Here is a 17,695-nt window from a genome sequence, read left to right as displayed (position 1 = left end):
GTGCCCGGGGGTGGCGGGCAGCGCGTACGTCGTCGGGTGGCCGGTCTCGGCGGCCGCGTACGGGCCGGGGCCGGTACGCGTGGGCGCGGACGAGGGGTTCGGCCGCAGCGGCGGGGAGACCTCGGGCAGCGGCTCGGGCAGGCCCCGCCAGGCGCCCCCGGAGAACCACTCGGCGGCCTGCTCGGCGGAGGGCCGGTCCTCGGGCTGCTTGGCGAGCAGCCCGAGCAGGTAGTTCTCGAACGCCGGGGGCAGTTGGGCGACACCGAGCTCGCGGGGTGGCACGGGTGCCGAGTCGAGGTGCTGGTGCAGGAGAGCCACGGCGGTGTCGGCCTGGAACGGCGGGCGGCCGCTGAGGAGCTGGTAGAGCACACAGCCCAGGGAGTACATGTCCGAGGCGGGCCCCGCGGGCTTGCCCAGGGCCCGTTCGGGCGCGAGGTAGAGGCCGGTGCCGACGATCTGACCGGTGGCGGTGAGCGCGGCACCGGGGTCGTCGAGGAACCGCGCGATGCCGAAGTCGCCGATCTTCAGCGTGCCGTGGGTGTCCAGCAGCAGGTTGGCGGGTTTGACGTCGCGGTGCACGATGCCCTGCGCGTGCGCCGCGGCGAGCCCCGCGGACGCCTGGGCGGCGAGGCGGGCCACCTCTTCGGCGGGCAGCGGGCCGGAGCCGGACAGCACTCCGGCGAGGCTGTCACCCTCGACCAGCTCCATCACCAGGTACAGCCGGTTGTCGTACTCGCCGAAGTCCAGGACGCCGACCACGTTGGGGTGGTTGAGACGCCCGGCGGTCTGCGCCTCCAGACGGAACCGGGAGGTCGCCGTGGCGTCGGTGTCCTGGGGGAGCAGCAGCTTGAGGGCCACCGCTCTGGCGAGCGTCTCGTCGTACGCACGCCAGACCTCTCCCATTCCACCGCGTCCGATCTCAACTTCCAGCCGGTAGCGGCCCGCTAGCAGCACTCGTCCTCGTCTCATGCGTGTGGGAAGGTCGTCGCCGCAGGCCGAACTCCCCGCTTACGCACGGGGATTGGTGGGGGGTGCCGCAGCCGACCCAGGATACTGGCGCGGCGTGACCACCGATCTCCGCAGCGGTGTCTTCCCGGGGTGCGGCTGCCGGAAATCCCGGAGCGAAGGCGTCGCACGCCGGGGTGACGCTCCCGCGCGCCCGGTTGCCCACGCGCCCAGTGGCCCACACGCCCGGTTGCCCGGCGTCACCGGTGCCCCGGGTCAGGCCGCCGTGCCCGCCTCCTCCTCCCGGCGCGGCAGCACGGCCACCGCCAGGGCCGGTACGGCCGCGAGGACCAGCCACGGCACGGCCGTCGGCAGGCCCAGGTCGAGCAGGAAGCCGGTGGCCGCGCTGCCGGCCAGGACGATCAGCCCGGAGACGGACGACAGCGCCCCCGTGTACAGCCCGAGCCGGCCCTCTTCGGCGAGGTCGGGCACCCAGGCGCGGGCGGCGGGCACGACCAGCATCTGCCCCACGGTGAGCAAGATCACGAAGCCTGCGGCCGGAAGCAGTCCGGCGGCTCCCGTCCAGCCGGCCGGCCGGGCCGCGGCCACCACCGCGAAACCGGACGCGATCAGCAGCAGCCCCGCGGTCATGGAGCGGCGCAGATCGAGCCGGTCGCCCGCCCAGCGGGTCACCGGCAGCTGGGTGAACACCACCAGCACGGAGGACAGTGCGAAGAGCCAGGACAACGGCGCCTGCGAGCCCGCCGCGCGCTGTACCTCGTCCGGCAGGGCGAGGTAAAGCTGGTTGTAGGCGAGCAGATAAGTGCCGTAGGCGCCGCACAGGGCGAGGAAGCGGCGGTTGCGCAGCAGGGCCCGGGCCCCGCCCCGCTCCCGGACGCGGACCCGGCCGGGGATGTGCTGCGGCATCAGCCACAGGTGCCCGGCGAGGACCAGGACGAAGACCGCGGCACCGGCGAGACACGCGGTGCGGAAGTCGACGGCGAGCAGCAGCGCGCCGAGCAGCGGCCCGACGAACGCACCGGCCTGGCCCGCCACGCTGAACAGGGCGAGGACCCGGGTGCGCGGGCCGTGCCCGTCCTCCTCCCAGGCCACCGCCTGGCGGGCCACCTCCGACTCCACGGCGGGGGAGAACAGCGCCGCGGCGAAACCGATCACCAGCACCGCCCCGATCACCGTCCAGCTCGCCTGCGCGTAGCCGAGCCAGACGAACCCGGCGATCCGCAGCACGCAGCCCGCCAGCACGACGGGCCGCACCCCGAACCGGTCGACGAGCCAGCCGCCGACCACGAACAGCCCCTGCTGGCTGAAGGTACGCAGCCCGAGCACGAACCCGACCAGCCACCCGGCCATGCCGATCGCCGTGCCGAGGTGCTCGGCGAGGAACGGCAGGACGGCGTAGAAGCCGATGTTGAAGGCGAGCTGGGTGAGGATCAGCAGCCGCAGCAGCGGCGACAGTTCCTTGCAGAGCCGCCAGGTGCTCTCCCGCGGACGCTCGGGCAGGGCGGCGTCTGCCGTTCGGGCGGTCCGGCGGGACAGCAGACGGGACATGAGGTCGGTCATTGTTCTTCCGTTGGTGAAGGGGACACGGACGTCAGGTCGGCGCTGGGTCGCCCCGGTCGCCGCGGCGGGACCGGGGCGACCCGGTCCGCGGGCGGTCCGGCCGGGCCGACGGGCCGGGTACGCCGCCGGGGCAGCCGTGCGCCGCCCGCGGCCGTCACCGCGAGCGCGCCGAGCAGGGCGAGTACGGCTGCGGGGAAGAGGACGGCCCACGGTGCGCGCTCGGCGTACGGCTGGTTCTCGGCGAGCAGCAGGCCCCAGTCGGGGGACGGCGGCCGGGCGCCCAGCCCGAGGAAGCCGAGTGCGGCCAGGCTCAGTGCGATGCCCGGGAGCCGGAGCAGGGCGTGCCGGGCGACCGGGGGCGCGACGGCGCGCAGCAGTTCGCGCACGAGCAGGTACCGGCGGCCGGCACCCAGCGCCCGGGTGGCCGTCAGATGGGTGGTCGCGCGTTCCTGCCGCAGCAGGGCGGAGGTGTGCGCGGCCAGCGGGGACCAGGCCACCACGGCCACGGCGAGTGCGGGTGTCCAGGGGCCGCTGCCCATGACGCCGGTGACGATGAGCCCGGCCAGTACGGGCGGGACGGCACTGAGGGTCTCGACCAGCGGCCCCGACAACCTCGGCAGCAGGCCCAGCAGCAGCCCGGTGACGAGGGCGGCGGCGCTCACCGCCAGGGCGGTGCCGAGGGTGGTCAGGGCACCGTGGGAGACCCGGGCGAGCAGGTCCCGGCCGAGCGCGTCGGTGCCGAAGGGGTGGTCGAGCGAGGGGGCTCGCAGCCGGGCGAGCGTGTCCAGGACGATCGGGTCGCGGGGCAGCCCGGCCCCGATGACGGCGATCAGCAGTACCGCGTAGAGCAGGGGGAGCGTGCGGGGCGCGGGCGGCCGGGGCCGGTGCAGGGACCGCAGGGCGCCGTCGCGCAGAGCCGGGCCGATCAGCAGCCGGGCGGCGACCCGGGCGAGAGCACCGGCGGTGGCGGCGAGCAGAACGAGGGCGAGGGTGCCGGTCTGCAGGACGGGCAGGTCCTGGGAGAGGGCGGCGCGCAGGGTGAGCCGGCCGACGCCCGGGATGTCGAAGACCTGCTCGACGGCGACCGAGCCGCCGGTCAGCCCGACCACGAACAGCGCCAGATTGGGCAGGAGTCCGGGCACGCAGCGGCGCACCGCCTGCCGGGCCACCGACTTCGGCGGGACACCGCGTGCCGCGGCCGCCACGGCCCACGGCTCCGCGAACGCGCCGGGCAGCAGGTCGTCGAGCATCCGTCCCAGGACCGCTCCGGCGGGCAGGCCGACGGCGAGCGAGGGCAGCACCATCCACCGCGGCCCGTACCAGCCAAGGGCGGGCAGCCATCCCAGTTGCACACCGATCACCGAGACCAGCACCGAGGCGACGAGGAACTCGGGCAGCGCGGCCAGCACGGCCGTCGCCGTCCCACCGGGGCGACGGTCGGCGAGCTCGCCCCGCGCGCCCAGCCGGAGCGTGCGGGCGCAGACGGCGGCGGTCGTGGCCGCGGCGACCACGAGGGCCCCGGCCATCAGCAGCAGCGACACGCCGAGCGCCGGTGCGAGGCCCGGCAGCACCGGGGCGCCGGACACCCAGGACGTGCCCGCGTCCCCGTGCAGCAGCCCGCCCAGCCAGCGGCCGAGCAGTGCCGGCGGACCGTCGTCGAGGCCCAGTTGGTCCCGGATGGCGCGCAGCGTCTCCGGATCGGGGTCGCGGTCCGCCGACCGGGCGCGGAGCACGGTCAGCGCGGGGTCGGTGCGCGACAGCCACGGCAGCAGGCCGATCCCGCACACCAGGCAGGCCACGAGCACGGTCCGCCACAGCAGCGTCGGTACACCACCGCGCGCGAGGGCGCGCAGCGCGGCCGCCGCGCCGTACATCGGGGGTGTCTTCGAGCTGCTCAGCGCCGGGTCCCCGTACCTGCGGGGGTGCGCGCCGTGCCGACGGCACCCCGACCGGTCGTAACGTACATGAATATCGTTTTCATCAAGTGAACGGTACTTCGAAATGCACCACTCCGCTGCCCCCGCCGGGCACTTCCTCCCGCTCGTCGCACACCACCTTGCCCAGTGCCTCCCACAGGCCCAGTGCGCCGGGGGAGTGCGGGTAGGTGTGCAGGTACACGGACCGGTATCCGCCGTCCGCCCGGGCGAACTCCAGCAGGCGGTCCACGAGTTGCCTGGCCAGTCCGCGCCGCCGGTGCTCGGGGCGCACGTACACCCGCCGCAGTTGCGCCGTCTCCCCCGAAGGGAAGCGCTCGGCCAGCCGGCGGGGGTTCGGCGGGTGCGCGGGGCCGCGCGCGTCCAGGGCCGCGGTGGCCGCCACCGTGCCGTCCCGCTCGTCCACCGCCACCAGGAGGGTGTGCCGGGGCGGCGTGACGTAGAAGGGCACCGGATCGATGATGTCGGCGTGCCAGTGCGGCACGTAACCGGTGCCGAAGTCGCGGTACACGGCGTCGAGCATCACCGCCCGGGCCCCGTCGATGTCGGCCGCCGCGGCTTCCCTGATGCTGTACTCGCGCATTTGCGCATCATATGCAAGAGGATTCCGGGGTTCAGCCGGGGGCCGCCGGTGTGATGTGGCTCAGCACGCACAGCCAGCGGCCCCGGCGCCGTACGAACACGTCGGTCGTCCACTCGTCGGCGTCGTGGCGCTCGCCCTGGTAGTGGGCCGTGTTCGTCAGCCGCCCGGTCACCACGGCCGTGTCGCCGTAGACGCGGATCCTCGGATCCGTTGTGAGGTCCATCGTCGAGTGGGTGAGTGCACCGGACTCCACCAGGGAGAGGAACCTCTCCTTCGGGTCGATCCCGGAATCGGAGACGATGACCCACTCGTCCGCCATGAAGGCCGCGATGCGTGCGGGGTCGTTGGAGACGATCGCCTCGGCCCAGCCCCTGGCCAGCCGGGCGAGCTGCCGTGTGTCCTCGGAATCGGGCTCTCGGTTCATGTCGTGACCGTGGCCGGGCCGGAGCGGTGTGCGGGGTGGCCGGTTCAGGTCACGGACGGGGCGAGCACCACGAAGTCGGCGCCGGCCGGGTCGAGGCAGACGGCGAGGCGGCCGACGCCCTCCATGTCCTCGGGGCCCATCTGTACCGTTCCGCCGTTCCCGGCGACCTCGGCCACCGCCGCGTCGCAGTCCTCGACGGCGAAGACGGGGTGCCAGTACGGCCGCCCGCCCGTCATGGCCAGGTCCTCCTTGCGGAGCTGCATCAGCCCGCCGTGCATCCGGTCCTCGGAGAGCCCTGAGGGGGTGATCAGCGTGTACGTGCCGGCGTCGCCCGGCAGCGGCATGTCGCTGAACTGCCAGTCGAAGAGGGCGCCGTAGAACTCCCGCGCACCGGCGGCGTCGCTCGTGTACAGCTCGGTCCACGACAGGGAGCCCGGCTCGTCGACCAGTTCCATGCCCTTGTTCGTACCGGGCTGCCAGACGGCGAACTGGCCGCCCAGCGGGTCGCTGTATTGCGCCATCCGGCCCCAGTCGTCGAGGTCCATCGGTGCGACCCGCACGGTGCCGCCCGCCTCTTGCACGGCCTGCGTCGTGGCGTCCGCGTCGGAGACGCAGTAGTAGAGCATCCAGGCCGATCGCGCGCCCTCCTCGGTGAGCTTGCCGAGCCCGGCGACGACCTTGCCGTCCTTCTTGAACATCCCGCCCTCGAAGTCCTCGCTCTCGCCCATGGACTCGTAGTCCCACCCGAGGACGGCACCGTAGAAGGCGGCGGCGGCCGGGACGTCCGGAGCGCCCAGGTCGAGCCAGCAGGGGGAACCGGGGACGTACTCCGTCGTGATCATGGCGATGCTTCCCTTCGGCGGGGGCTGTGTGCCCAGCGTGACACCGAGCACAGCTCGCCGCCCGTCGGCCGCTGTCCGTTCGGGGGACCCCCGCAGGGATGCCGGGACTGCCTCAGTGGACGGACAGTCCGCCGTCGACGAAGAGGGACTGGCCGGTGACGTAGGCCGACGCGGCACTCGCCAGGAAGACCGCCGCGCCCGCGAAGTCCTCGGCGAGACCGTTGCGCCCGATCATCGTGCGGGCGGCGAGGGCGGCCACCTTCTCCGGGTCCGACGACAGCCGGGCGTTGAGCGGTGTCATGACGAAACCCGGCACGAGGACGTTGCAGGTGACGCCGCGCGGCGACCACGCCTCGGCCTGGGAGCGCGCCAGTGCCTCCAGGGCGCCCTTGGAGGCACCGTAGGCGCCGCTCTGGACGAACGCGCGGTGCGCCTGCTGGGAGCTGATGTGGATGATCCGCCCGTACCCGCGCTCCGCCATGCCGGGTCCGAAGCGCTGCCCCAGCAGGAACGGCGCCTCCAGGTTGACGGCCATCGTGGCGTCCCAGACGTCCTCGCCGAGTTCGTCCATCGGCGGCCGCAGGTTGATTCCGGCGCTGTTGACGAGAATGTCGGGCTCCCCGAAGGCCTCGACCGCGCGCTCCGCGGCCGTCCGCACGCCGTCGCGGGTGCTCAGGTCCGCGCTGACCCACGCGGCGCGGCAGCCCTCGGCCGTCAGTTCCGCGACCGTCGCCGTCAGTCCGGCCTCGCCGCGGGCCACGACCACCACGCTCGCCCCGGCCCGCGCCAGGGCGCCGGTGATGGCGCGCCCGATGCCGGAACTGCCGCCCGTGACCACCGCGACCCGGCCCTCCAGGGAGAACAGCCCGGAAAGGTAGGCCTGTGCGGGCGAGGGCGGCGGTGTCGGCTGCGCCGGGGGGAGGGGATGTGTCGTCATGACGATCAAGTCTAGGTGGCACCTATACCCCCCAGGGGTATAGGGTGGGTGTCATGGACCACACCGCTCATGAACCTGAGAAACATGCGCACGGGGCCGCGTCCTGGGGAACCGCCGTCAGGGCGACCCTGCACTGTCTGACCGGATGCGCGGTCGGCGAGATCCTCGGCATGGTCATCGGCACGTCACTGGGGTGGGCCAACGTGCCCACCATGGTTCTGGCGATCGGGCTCGCGTTCCTTTTCGGCTACTCGTTCACCCTGTTCGCCGTCCTGCGGTCCGGCATCGGCCTCAAGGCCGCGATCAGGATCGCCCTCGCCGCGGACACGGTCTCGATCGCCGTGATGGAACTCGTGGACAACGCGATCATCGCGCTCACCCCGGGCGCCATGGACGCCCATCTGTCGGACGGCCTCTTCTGGTCCGCGCTCCTGGGCGGTTTCGTGGTCGCCTTCCTGATCACGACCCCGGTCAACAAATGGATGATCGGCCGCGGCAGGGGGCACGCCGTGGTGCACGCCCACCACTGACGCGCCGTCACCCGCGTGACGCCTCAGCCCTTGAGCAGGCGCACCTGGCCGTCGGGGAGCTTCGGCCACCAGTGGTGGTGGCGGCGGTAGACCTCGGGGTCCCGCCCGGCCAGCAGCGCCGTCAGGGACGCGGCCTCCGCGGCGAGCCCGTCCCAGACGGCGCCCGGCAGATCGTGGAACGCCGTGGCCTCGACACCGCCGTCGACCGCGCGCCACACGCCGGCGACCCGGCCGTCCACCAGCAGCGTGGGCAGCACGTCGCCGTTGACCCGGATCACCAGACGGCGATACGCCGGGGGAATCACACGGCTGCGGTCGGCGTGGGCCAGCAGGACGCTGTCCCACATGGCCATGAGCCGGGGCGGCGCCGGGGTGCCGCCCGGCGGGCGCGGGGCGCCCGGTACGTCGTACAGGAGGGTCCCGTCGGGTCCCCGGAGCTGCTCCACGGTGTCGTCGAGGGCGAGCAGCGCACGGCGCACGGGTGCCCGCGGCACCATGGCGAACTGGGCGACGTCCGCCACGGAGGCGGGCCCGAAGCCCGCCAGATAACGCACGACGAGGTGGCGCAGTGCCTCCGCCACCGTCTCGCGCCCTTCAGGGACCGGGCCGGTCCGCGCCGCGACGAACGACGACCGGGGTCCGAACGACCACGGCCCGCCGGTCGGGACGTGGAGCAGCGGCGCGTACGCCTTGAGCCCCCACCACGCCCCGGCCTTCTTCTCCTCACCGACCCGCTCCGCCAGCCAGTCCTGCACCTCGGCGGCCGTCCGGGGCCGGTCCGCGAAGTCCAGCAACTTGGGGACCAGCGCCTCGCCGTCGGCCGGCGTGAGCCCCGCGGCGGCGAAGCGGTACCCGAGCCGTGAGGCGTACAGCGTCTGCTGCATCGCCTCACGGAACACCTGGTGGTCGTCCGCGTGGACCGCGTGCAACGTGATCCGCATCAGGGTCGCCTTGACCACGGCGCGCTCCGCGAAAGCGGCGTCCAGCTCGGCCGGCGCGAACCCGGCCAGCCGGTTCCACAGCGCCACGTACGGCGAAGCGGGGTGCTGCGCTTGCAGCGCCACCACGCGCCGCACCGCCTCCCCGGCCTCCATCACCTCCCGCTCCAGCAGCAACTGGCGCCCGAGTGTGGCCCGATTGAGCTCCTGCGCAGTGATGTCCACGCCGTGGATTCTGCCGTGGCCCCACCGGAGCCACCGGCTCCACGGCAGTGGCCTGGATCACATGGTCCGGATTGAGTGCCCGGCCGGGCGGATGACCGTACTCCTGGCTGTCGGGCGGGGCCGGATGCGAGGATGAGGCGCCATGACAGTCGGGTGGTGTGCTCGCGCGCTGCGGGCCGCGGTGTTCGCGGCCGTCTGTGTCGTGCTCGCCGCCCTGGGGCACGTCATGATGTCGGGCGACCACGTGCCCGTGCCGATGCTGCTGGCCGGCTGGGTCGTGACGGGCGCGGTGGGCTGGTGCCTGGCGGGCCGCGAGCGCGGACTGCGCCCGGTCGTCGGTGTCGCCGTGGCCGTTCAGACGGCGCTGCACTCGGCGTTCTCCCTCGGCGCGCCGGCACCTTCCGCACCCGGGGCCCACTCCATGGACATGCCGTCCATGAGCCACGGCACGCTATCCATGAGCCACGGCATGAGTGCGGGCGCCCTGTCCCCGCACGCCGGGCACCTCCCCGGCGGTGACTCCTCCCTCGGCATGCTCGCCGCTCACCTCCTGGCCGCGCTGCTGTGCGGCCTGTGGCTGGGCCACGGGGAACGGGCCGTCTTCCGGCTGCTGCGGGCGGTGGGCAGCCGGCTCGCCGCGCCCCTGCGGCTGCTGTCCGCCCTGCCCGTACCGCCGCCCCCGACCGTGCGCCGGCGGCGACGGCCGACGAACCGCTCGCCGCGCCGCCTGCTCCTCGTCCACGCGATCACCACCCGGGGACCACCCGCGGGGGCCGCTGCCGCCTGACGGCAGCCGGTGCCGACCGGGGCAGCCCCTGCGCGCCCCGGCAGCGGCCGTACCCCGTGCCATGCGCGCACCCGGGGAGGTCACTCCTCCCGGTGCGCGGTACGGGGCACGCCCGCGCCCCCCCGCTCACCGGACCGCGCCGCCACGCGCGCACGTCTGACCTCACGGCCTGCCTGCGCGCGTCCTCGCGGTCCCGGGATCCCGACAAGGACATCAGGTGATCACTCCTGCCCTGCCTCTTCCGCACGAGAGATCGGCGCCGGCCGACGCGTCGATAACCGCCTGGGCGCTGGCCGCCCGCGGCGGCGACTCCGCGGCCGTCGACCACTTCGTGCGCGCCCTGCACCGGGACGTCGTCCGGTACGTCGCCCATCTGTGCGCCGACCCGCAGGCGGTGGACGACCTGGCGCAGGACACGTTCCTGCGGGCGCTCGGCAGCCTGCACCGGTTCGAGGGCCGTTCCTCGGCGCGCACCTGGCTGCTGGCGATCGCCCGGCGCGCGGTGGCCGACAGCATCCGCCGCACCGCCGTACGCCCCCGCCCGGCCGACCTGCCGGACTGGGAGCCGGTAGCCGAACTCGCCCAGCCGCGCGGGCTGCCCGGCTTCGACGACGGCGTCGCGCTGCGGGAGCTGCTGGCCGGGCTGCCGGACGAACGCCGCGAGGCGTTCGTCCTCACCCAGCTGCTCGGCCTGCCCTACGCGGAGGCCGCCGCGCTGAGCAACTGCCCGGTCGGCACGGTCCGTTCCCGCGTCGCCCGCGCCCGGGCGACGCTCCTCGCCCTGCTCGCCGCGGCCGAGGAACCGGACCCCGCCCTCGCCGCGGCCTGACACCTGTCGGCGACCGCACGGTGCCCGCCGCTGTCTCCCGGCGGGCACCGGCCGGTGAAACGGCCGCCTGCTCAGCGAGGCCGGGCGGAGGCCTCCTCCTCCCGCGCCTCCACAAGGCGCCGACCAGCGCGTTGGACAGCTCCGGCACCTCCTGGCCATCCCCGCGAAGGCCGCCGGGTCCCGCGCCCCGCTGCTCCACCCCAGAGGTGCGCCCCGTCGGCGTCGACCGTCCGGCCCGTGGCCGTCACCCTCGTGCCGGTTCGATGTTCTGGTTGGCGTGGAAGAGGTTGTCCGGGTCGTAGGTGCGCTTGATCCGGGCGAGCCGGTCGTAGTGGCCGCGGTACGTCGCCCGGACCCGCTCCTGGCCCTCGCCCGAACCCATGAAGTTCACGTACGAGCCGCCCATCGAGAACGGGTGCAGCTCCTCCTGGTAGCCCACGCACCACCGCCGGATCGTCTCGGCGTTGGCCGGGTCGGGGTCGACGCCGGCGAAGACGCCGGACCACAGGGCGTCCCGGTAGCTCCACGCGGTGTCGTCCGGGCCGACCCGGTGGGCGGCGCCGTCGATCGGGTAGAGGTGCATCAGCGAGAGCGGCGTGGGGTTGTTCCGGCCGTATGCGAGGTGCACGTCCAGGGCGGCGTCGGGGATGCCGTCGAAGAAGTCGCCCCGCCAGTACCACTGGTAGCCCGTCGGGATCAGCTCGTCGAACATGCCCTGGAGCGCGTCGTACGGCATCGGCGTCGTGAAGTGGAAGGCCGGCCGGCCCGCGTCGTTCACCACCGAGAGGGTCTCGTCGACCCCGTCGAGGTCACCGGTGCAGCACCACACGATGCCGCACACCTTCGTGCCGTGGAGCTCCTCGGGGAAGGGCGGGCCGGGCGGGACGACGAGGACGGCGAAGAAGCCGTAGACGTCCTCGGGCGCCTGCGGGAGGAACTCGCGGTACCACGCCAGCACTTCACGCGTGCTGTCGACCGGCCAGACGGTCACCCCGGCGCCGACCGTGCCCACCGGGTGCAGCCGGTACGTGAGGGAGGTCGCGATGCCGAAGTTGCCGCCGCCGCCCCGCAGGGCCCAGAACAGGTCCGGGTGCTCGGTCTCGCTCGCGGTGACGAAGCTGCCGTCCGCCAGCACCACGTCGGCGGCGATCAGGTTGTCCACGGTCAGCCCGTACTTGCGGGTGAGGTAGCCGTGGCCGCCGCCGAGGGTCAGCCCTCCGACGCCCGTCATGGAGATGATGCCCGTGGGGGTGGCGAGACCGAAGGCCTGCGTGGCGTGGTCGAGGTCGCCGAGGTGGCTGCCGCCGCCGACCTCGGCGGTGCGCGCCTCCGGGTCGACCCGCACCCAGCGCATCGGCGAGAGATCGACCGTCACGCCGTCGTCCACCAGGCACAGGCCGGGGCCGCTGTGCCCGCCGCCGCGCACGGCGAGTTCCAGGCCGTGGTCGCGGACGTAGGTGACAGCGGCCATCACGTCGGCGGCGTCCGCGCAGGGCACGAGGGCGGCGGGCCGTTTGTCGATCATCGCGTTGTAGATCTTGCGCGCCTGGTCGTATCCGGCGTCCCGCGGGCCGATCACCGGCCCCCGCAGCGTGGTCCGCATGTCTTCCAGGGTGGCGGTGTCCATGGCGATCTCCTCGGGCCGCATGACCGTGCCGACACCACCAGCCTCCCGCCGACCGCGGCACGACGCACGTCCGCAGCCCTCGCGGCCGGAGGGCGCGAAGAGACATGGTGGCGGTCGGCCCGGCTCGGGAGGCGCACCTGCCGCTCGACGTCATCGAGGACGCCCCGCCGGGGAGCCTTCGTGGCGCGCCTCGCGTCCGCCCTCGGCCGGCGCGGCCGCCCTCGCATGGCACGGCAGCCCGCGCGGGTGGTGACCTCGGGCGTCAGGCCGGGGTGACCTCCACCGGCAGCTTCTTGATGCCGTTGACGAAGTTGGAGCGCACGCGCGGCACGGCGCCGGTCAGGCGGATGTCCGCCAGCCGCGGGATCAGCTCCTCGAACATGATGCGGATCTCGGTGCGGGCGAGCAGGTTGCCCAGGCACAGGTGCGGGCTGCCCTTGCCGAAGGTGACGTGGTCGTTGTCGCGGCGCGCGACGTCGAAGTCGTAGGGATTGCCGAAGACCTCCTCGTCGCGGTTGCCGGAGGCGAACCACATCACCACCTTGTCGCCCTCCTTCACCCGCTTGCCGCCCAGCTCGACATCGCGTGTCGCGGTGCGGCGGAAGTGGTAGACGGGGGAGGCCCAGCGCAGGAACTCCTCCACCGCGACCGGGATCAGGGACGGGTCCTCCTGGAGGCGGGCCAGCTGCCCGGGGTGCTGGAGGAGGGCCAGCATCGAGTGGGAGATGGTGTGCCGGGTCGTCTCGTTGCCGGCGACGACCAGCAGCAGGAAGTAGTTGTCGAAGTCCTGCGGGGAGAGCGGTACGCCGTCCCGGGGCATGGTGTTGACCAGCCGGGAGACCAGGTCCGTGCCGTCGCCGCCGCGCCGCTGCCGGGCCAGTTCGCGGCCGTACTCGAAGACCTCCAGCGAGGCGGGGGAGCGGAAGGGCAGGTCGCGGTAGCGCTCGCTCTCGTCGCTGTGCAGCAGGACGTCCGCGTAGTCGGGGTCGGTGTGGCCGATGATGCGGTTGCCCCAGTCGATGAGCTTCCGGTTGTCCTCCGGGGGCACGTCCAGCAGCCGGGCGAGCACGTTGATGGGGAAGTCCGCCGAGACGTCCTCGACGAAGTCGAAGCGGCCCTTGGCCAGGGCGGCGTCGAGGGTCCTCGCGGTCAGCCCGCGCAGGAAGTCGGTGTACCCGCTGATCACGTTCGCGCCGAACTGCCGCTGGATGACGCTGCGCAGCGCCCGGTGCCGCACCCCGTCCAGTTCCAGGATCGAGGCGCGCTTCTTGATCTGGTCGTCGTCGACCTCCTCCAGGTTGACGAACCTCGTCGACGTGAAGGTCTCCGCGTCGCGGTCCACCCGGACGATGTCCTCGTGCCGGGTCACCGCCCAGAAGCCGGAGTTGGGCGCCTCCTCGGGCTGCCAGTGCACCGGGTCCTCGTGGCGCAGGGTGTGGAACATCCGCCACGGCGTCACGCCGTCGGTGAAGCGGTCCAGGTCGGTGAGGTCCACGTCGGCCAGGGGCAGCGGCTCGCGCAGGGCGTCGGTCGGGGTCTCGGTCGTCATCGGCAGGCTCCTCGGCGTCACAGGGGGTCACAGGTGGTAGGCGTACTCGGTGAACTCCCAGTCCGTGACGTGCCGGTGGAAGCGTTCGACCTCGTCGCGCTTGTAGGAGAGGAAGGACGTGGTGAAGCCCTTGCCGAGCAGGCCGGTCAGGGCGGTGTCCGCCTCCAGCGCGTCCAGCGCGGCGGGCAGGGTCTGGGGCAGGACGGCCGAGCGGGCCGTGTCGTAGCCGTAGCCCTCCAGCGGGGCGGGCGGCTCCTCGCCGGCCAGCACGCCCAGCAGGGCGGCGGCCGTCGTGGCGGCGATCGCCAGGTAGGGGTTGGCGCTCGCGTCGCCGAGACGCAGTTCGAGCCGGGCGCCGCTGCCCCGCTCGGGCGGGATGCGCACCATGGCGCTGCGGTTGTCCAGCCCCCAGTCGATGAGCCAGGGAGCCAGGGTGTCGGGGCCGAAGCGTTTGTAGGAGTTGACCGTGGGGTTGAGCAGCGCGGCGAGGGCCGGTGCGTGGGCGAGGACACCGGCGACGGCGTGCCGTGCGGTGGCGGACAGGCCGTACGCGCCCGACGGGTCGTCGAAGGTGTTGTGGCCCTCCTCGTCGTCGCACGACAGGTGGAGGTGGAAGCCGGAGCCGCCCGCGTCGTTGAAGGGTTTGGCCATGAAAGTGGCCAGCCGGCCCTCCTTCCGCGCCAGTTCCTTGATCGCGGCCTTGAAGCGGAACGATCGGTCGGCGGCCGACACGGCGTCCGAGTGGGCCAGGTTGATCTCGACCTGCCCGCCGTCGAACTCGTGGTTGCCGCTGATCGCGCCGACCTTCAGATCACGCACGTGCCGCAGGGTGCGCAGCAGGTGGTTGTCCGGGTCGGCGCGCAGACCGGCGGTGTAGACGACGCCGGGGTCGGGCGCGTAGCGGCGCCAGCCGCCGCTTCCGTCCGGCTCGCACAGGAAGTACTCCAGCTCGGGTCCGACCACCGGCCGCAGTCCGTGCTCGGCGCACCGGGCGAGGACCGACCGCAGCAGATCGCGCGGGGACTCGGGGGCGGGCGCGCCGGTCGCCGGGTCGACGACCTCGCCCAGGCAGGCGGCCACCCCCGGCTCCCAGGGCAGCGGCACCAGCGTGCCGAGGTCGGGGCGGACGCAGATGTCCGGCAGCCCCGCGTCCAGCCCGCCGCTGACCGGGACCACGTCCCCCTGCGGGCTGGTGTGGTAGACGGCCCGGCAGAACGCCAGGCCGTGCTCACAGGCCCGGGGCAGTTCGTCGAGCAGCACGTCACGCGCCCGGTCGGTGCCGATCAGGTCGGGATAGGTCACCCGGACCACGTCGATGCCGTCGGCGGCGAGCCGGTCCATGTGGCGGCGGACTTCTTCCAGATCGTGAGCGCTCACCGTTGTCTCCTCGGGCGGACGTCGGGACACCTCCGGGACACGGGGCCGGGGAGGCGGGTGGCGTGAGAGCGAGCGTCCGGGCGCGGCGGAGCCATGACCGCCCAGGGCTGTTTGACGCCAAACGGTAAGCGGGGACGAGAGGCCCCGCAAGAGGCTCGGGGAAACAATTTATCCATCCGGATAGCTCTTGACCGGACCCCTGCCCCTGCCTACCTTGTTTGAAGCCAAACGAGTTCGGGGTGCTTTCCACGTACCCCGTTGGCCGGGGCCCGGCCCCTTCCGGCCGGGCCCTGTTTCTCCCCGTTCCCACTGCTTTCGACGCCCTCACATTCAGGAGGACCGGCCATGAAGGTCGTCGTCGACATGAACAAGTGCCAGGACCACGGCCAGTGCGTCTTCTCGGCACCCGACGTCTTCCGGATGGACGACGACGGCCGCCTCGCCTACGTCCCCGACCCCGACGACGCCCTGCGCGACGAGGTCGAGGAGGCCGCCGACGTCTGCCCGCTACAGGCCATCCGGATCGAGGACTGACATGAGCGGGCGCATCGTCGTCGCCGGCGCCTCCCTGGGCGGACTGCGGGCCGCGGAGCAGCTGCGCGCCGCGGGCTGGACCGGCTCCGTCACGGTGATCGGCGACGAGCCGCACCCGCCGTACAACCGGCCTCCGCTGTCCAAGGAGGTCCTCGCGGGCAAGGCGGCCTTCGCCTCCCTGGCCTTCACGCCGAAGGCGTCCGCGACGGACGTGGAATGGCGGCTCGGCACAAGGATCGTCTCCGCCCGCCTCGCCGACCGGACCGTCGAACTCGACGACGGCGCGGTGCTCGGCTACGACGGTCTGGTCGTCGCCACCGGGATGCGGCCCCGCCGGCTGGACTGCCCCGGACCGGTCGCCGGCCGCCACACGGTCCGGACCATCGACGACGCCCAGGTGCTGCGGGGCGGCCTGACCCGCCCCGGCGTACGGGTCGTCGTGGTCGGCGCCGGATTCATCGGCTGCGAGGTCGCCGCCACCGCCGTCGGGCTCGGTGCCGCCGAGGTGACCGTCGTCGATCCGCTGCCCCTGCCCATGGCCGCGCCGCTGGGGGAGCTGCTCGCGCGGGAACTGCGCGCACGGCACGAACAGCGCGGGGTCCGCTTCGTGCTCGGCGTCGGCGTGGCCGGGTTCGAGGGCGGCGAGCACGTCACCGGGGTCGTGCTGAGCGACGGGTCCGTGCTGCCCGCCGACGTGGTGGTGGAGTCCGTGGGATCGGTCGCCAACATCGAGTGGCTCGACGGCAACGGACTCGACCTGAGCGACGGCGTGCTCACCGACGGGCACCTGCGCGCCGGCGGCCGTCCCGAGGTCGTCGCCGTGGGCGATGTCGCCCGCTTCCCCAACGCCCGCTACGACGGAGTGCCGCGCCGGGTCGAGCACTGGTCCGTGCCGACCGACTCGGCCAAGCACGCGGCGAAGGTCCTCGTCGGCGGCGACACCGGCCTGCGGCCCTTCACGCCGCTGCCCACCTTCTGGAGCGACCAGCACGACTTCCGGTTGCAGTCCTTCGGGGCTCCCGGCCTGGGGCTCGGCGACGTCCGGGTCCTGGACGGCGACCTCTCGGGAGACGTGCTGGTCGGTTACCACCGCGACGGGCTGCTGGTCGGTGTCGTAGCGCTCGGCGGACCCTCAGCGGCCCGGGCTGCCGCCCGGTACCGCGCCGAACTGCTGAAGCAGCCCGCCCTCACCCCGCAAGGAGCCCCCTCGTGACCGGTCTTCGTGGTTACTTCCATCCCAAGACGGCGACGGGCGCGTCGTCGCTGGTCCCCGCTCCGCCCTGGCGGTACTCCGGTGACCTGCTCACCGTCGAGTACCGGACGGACCCCGCGCGCGTGCGGGAACTGCTGCCCGAACCACTGGAGTTGGCGGAGGAGGATCCGGGCGCCGTCGCCTTGATCTGGGCCGACTGGCAGTCGTGCTCCGCGTCGGGGGAGGAGCTGCTGGACCCCGTGCGGGCGCAGTACAAGGAGGCGTTCGCGGTGGTGCGGTGCCGGTTCGGGGGGCGGACGTACTCGCGGTGCGTCTACATCTGGGTGGACAAGGACTTCGCGATCGCGCGGGGGCTGCATCAGGGGTATCCGAAGAAGCTGGGTTCGATTCATCAGACGCGGCCGCATCCCTATGGACCCGCTCCGCGGATCGAGGCGGGGGCGCGGTTCGGGGCGACGCTGGCGGCTGCGGACCGGCGTCTCGCCCAGGCGGTGGTGACGTTGCGGGAGCCGTCCGGGAGCGGCGGGTTCGTCAATGCGCATCCCATGGCCCACCACCGGTGGCTGCCGTCGGTCGAGAAGGGCAAGGGGCTCGCCCTCGATGAGCTGATCGAGTCCGGGGCCGCGTCCTTCGAGGCTGGTCAACCGTGGGTCGGGGACGCGGAGCTGGAGCTGTTCGAGGCGCCTACGGAGGAGTTGGCCCGGCTGGAGGTGCGGGAGCCGATCGCTGCGTATTACCGGCAGGTCGGGGTGGTCTGGGACGGGGGGCGGCTGCTGGAGAGCGGTACGTCCGGAGCGTCTGCCGAGTGAGGTCTGTGGGCGGGTGCCGGTCTCGTCGTGG

Annotated in this window: 17 protein-coding genes; 6 read left to right on the top strand and 11 right to left on the bottom strand. The window is 73.4% G+C overall.

From position 1 onward, the window contains the following. From GTY56_RS15290 to GTY56_RS15260, 7 genes are all read right to left on the bottom strand, one after another. The coding region (locus GTY56_RS15290) for a protein kinase domain-containing protein (RefSeq protein ID WP_161365911.1) at positions 1-954 on the bottom strand (954 nt) is incomplete at its 3' end. Positions 955-1,221: 267 nt separating this feature from the next. Beyond that, a complete protein-coding gene (locus GTY56_RS15285) occupies positions 1,222-2,526 on the bottom strand; it encodes an MDR family MFS transporter (RefSeq protein ID WP_161365909.1) in 1,305 nt (434 codons plus the stop codon). Then, a complete protein-coding gene (locus GTY56_RS15280; protein WP_161365908.1) occupies positions 2,523-4,400 on the bottom strand; it encodes an ABC transporter permease subunit in 1,878 nt (625 codons plus the stop codon). Before GTY56_RS15280 ends, GTY56_RS15285 begins: the two co-directional genes overlap by 4 nt. Positions 4,401-4,506: 106 nt before the next feature. Then, positions 4,507-5,043: a GNAT family N-acetyltransferase gene (locus tag GTY56_RS15275; protein WP_161365907.1), complete on the bottom strand. Its 537-nt coding sequence runs from the start codon at positions 5,041-5,043 to the stop codon at positions 4,507-4,509. 31 nt (positions 5,044-5,074) lie between these two features. Continuing rightward, positions 5,075-5,467 carry a nuclear transport factor 2 family protein gene (locus GTY56_RS15270; protein ID WP_161365906.1) on the bottom strand — a complete coding sequence of 131 codons (393 nt, stop codon included), beginning with the start codon at positions 5,465-5,467 and terminating at the stop codon, positions 5,075-5,077. Positions 5,468-5,511: 44 nt separating this feature from the next. Continuing rightward, entirely contained in the window at positions 5,512-6,309 is a 798-nt protein-coding gene (locus tag GTY56_RS15265) for a VOC family protein (protein WP_161365905.1), read from the bottom strand. Positions 6,310-6,421: 112 nt separating this feature from the next. Beyond that, positions 6,422-7,246, bottom strand: coding sequence for an SDR family NAD(P)-dependent oxidoreductase (locus tag GTY56_RS15260; protein ID WP_161365904.1), 825 nt, complete (start codon positions 7,244-7,246; stop codon positions 6,422-6,424). A 53-nt stretch (positions 7,247-7,299) separates the two neighbouring features. Between GTY56_RS15260 and GTY56_RS15255 the strand changes: the two genes are divergently transcribed. Beyond that, positions 7,300-7,776 carry a DUF4396 domain-containing protein gene (locus tag GTY56_RS15255; RefSeq protein WP_161365903.1) on the top strand — a complete coding sequence of 159 codons (477 nt, stop codon included), beginning with the start codon at positions 7,300-7,302 and terminating at the stop codon, positions 7,774-7,776. Between the two features lie 23 nt (positions 7,777-7,799). Here the strand turns inward: GTY56_RS15255 and GTY56_RS15250 are convergent, their stop codons facing one another. Continuing rightward, positions 7,800-8,939, bottom strand: a complete 1,140-nt coding sequence (locus tag GTY56_RS15250; protein WP_161365902.1) for a DNA glycosylase AlkZ-like family protein — start codon at positions 8,937-8,939, stop codon at positions 7,800-7,802. Positions 8,940-9,081: 142 nt separating this feature from the next. Between GTY56_RS15250 and GTY56_RS15245 the strand changes: the two genes are divergently transcribed. Together GTY56_RS15245 and GTY56_RS15240 are read left to right on the top strand one after the other, a co-directional pair. Then, positions 9,082-9,726 (top strand): hypothetical protein, encoded by a 645-nt coding sequence (locus GTY56_RS15245; RefSeq protein WP_161365901.1) that lies wholly within the window; start codon positions 9,082-9,084, stop codon positions 9,724-9,726. Positions 9,727-9,943: 217 nt separating this feature from the next. Beyond that, positions 9,944-10,555 carry a sigma-70 family RNA polymerase sigma factor gene (locus tag GTY56_RS15240; RefSeq protein ID WP_161365900.1) on the top strand — a complete coding sequence of 204 codons (612 nt, stop codon included), beginning with the start codon at positions 9,944-9,946 and terminating at the stop codon, positions 10,553-10,555. A 244-nt stretch (positions 10,556-10,799) separates the two neighbouring features. On the opposite strand, the gene GTY56_RS15235 is transcribed toward GTY56_RS15240, so the two are convergent. From GTY56_RS15235 to GTY56_RS15225, 3 genes are all read right to left on the bottom strand, one after another. Further along, on the bottom strand, positions 10,800-12,182 hold the full coding sequence (locus tag GTY56_RS15235; protein WP_161365899.1) for an FAD-binding oxidoreductase: 1,383 nt from the start codon (positions 12,180-12,182) through the stop codon (positions 10,800-10,802). A gap of 262 nt (positions 12,183-12,444) precedes the next feature. Beyond that, positions 12,445-13,731: a cytochrome P450 gene (locus GTY56_RS15230; protein WP_202510208.1), complete on the bottom strand. Its 1,287-nt coding sequence runs from the start codon at positions 13,729-13,731 to the stop codon at positions 12,445-12,447. Between the two features lie 27 nt (positions 13,732-13,758). Continuing rightward, on the bottom strand, positions 13,759-15,108 hold the full coding sequence (locus GTY56_RS15225) for a type I glutamate--ammonia ligase (protein WP_161365898.1): 1,350 nt from the start codon (positions 15,106-15,108) through the stop codon (positions 13,759-13,761). A 345-nt stretch (positions 15,109-15,453) separates the two neighbouring features. On the opposite strand from GTY56_RS15225, the gene GTY56_RS15220 reads away from it, so the two are divergent. The 3 genes from GTY56_RS15220 to GTY56_RS15210 are packed head-to-tail and all read left to right on the top strand — an operon-like array spanning position 15,454 to position 17,664. Beyond that, the gene (locus GTY56_RS15220) at positions 15,454-15,642 is read left to right on the top strand and encodes a ferredoxin (protein WP_031108213.1); all 189 of its coding nucleotides are present in this window, start codon (positions 15,454-15,456) and stop codon (positions 15,640-15,642) included. 1 nt (position 15,643) lies between these two features. Then, positions 15,644-16,855 carry an NAD(P)/FAD-dependent oxidoreductase gene (locus tag GTY56_RS15215; RefSeq protein ID WP_161365897.1) on the top strand — a complete coding sequence of 404 codons (1,212 nt, stop codon included), beginning with the start codon at positions 15,644-15,646 and terminating at the stop codon, positions 16,853-16,855. After that, a complete protein-coding gene (locus tag GTY56_RS15210; RefSeq protein ID WP_161365896.1) occupies positions 16,852-17,664 on the top strand; it encodes an acetoacetate decarboxylase family protein in 813 nt (270 codons plus the stop codon). Before GTY56_RS15215 ends, GTY56_RS15210 begins: the two co-directional genes overlap by 4 nt. Positions 17,665-17,695: the final 31 nt, after the last annotated feature.

It is taken from the genome of Streptomyces sp. SID5643, assembly GCF_009872555.1.
In the GTDB taxonomy this organism is placed as follows: domain Bacteria; phylum Actinomycetota; class Actinomycetes; order Streptomycetales; family Streptomycetaceae; genus Streptomyces; species Streptomyces iakyrus.
This window is presented reverse-complemented; position numbering and strand designations above follow the sequence as displayed.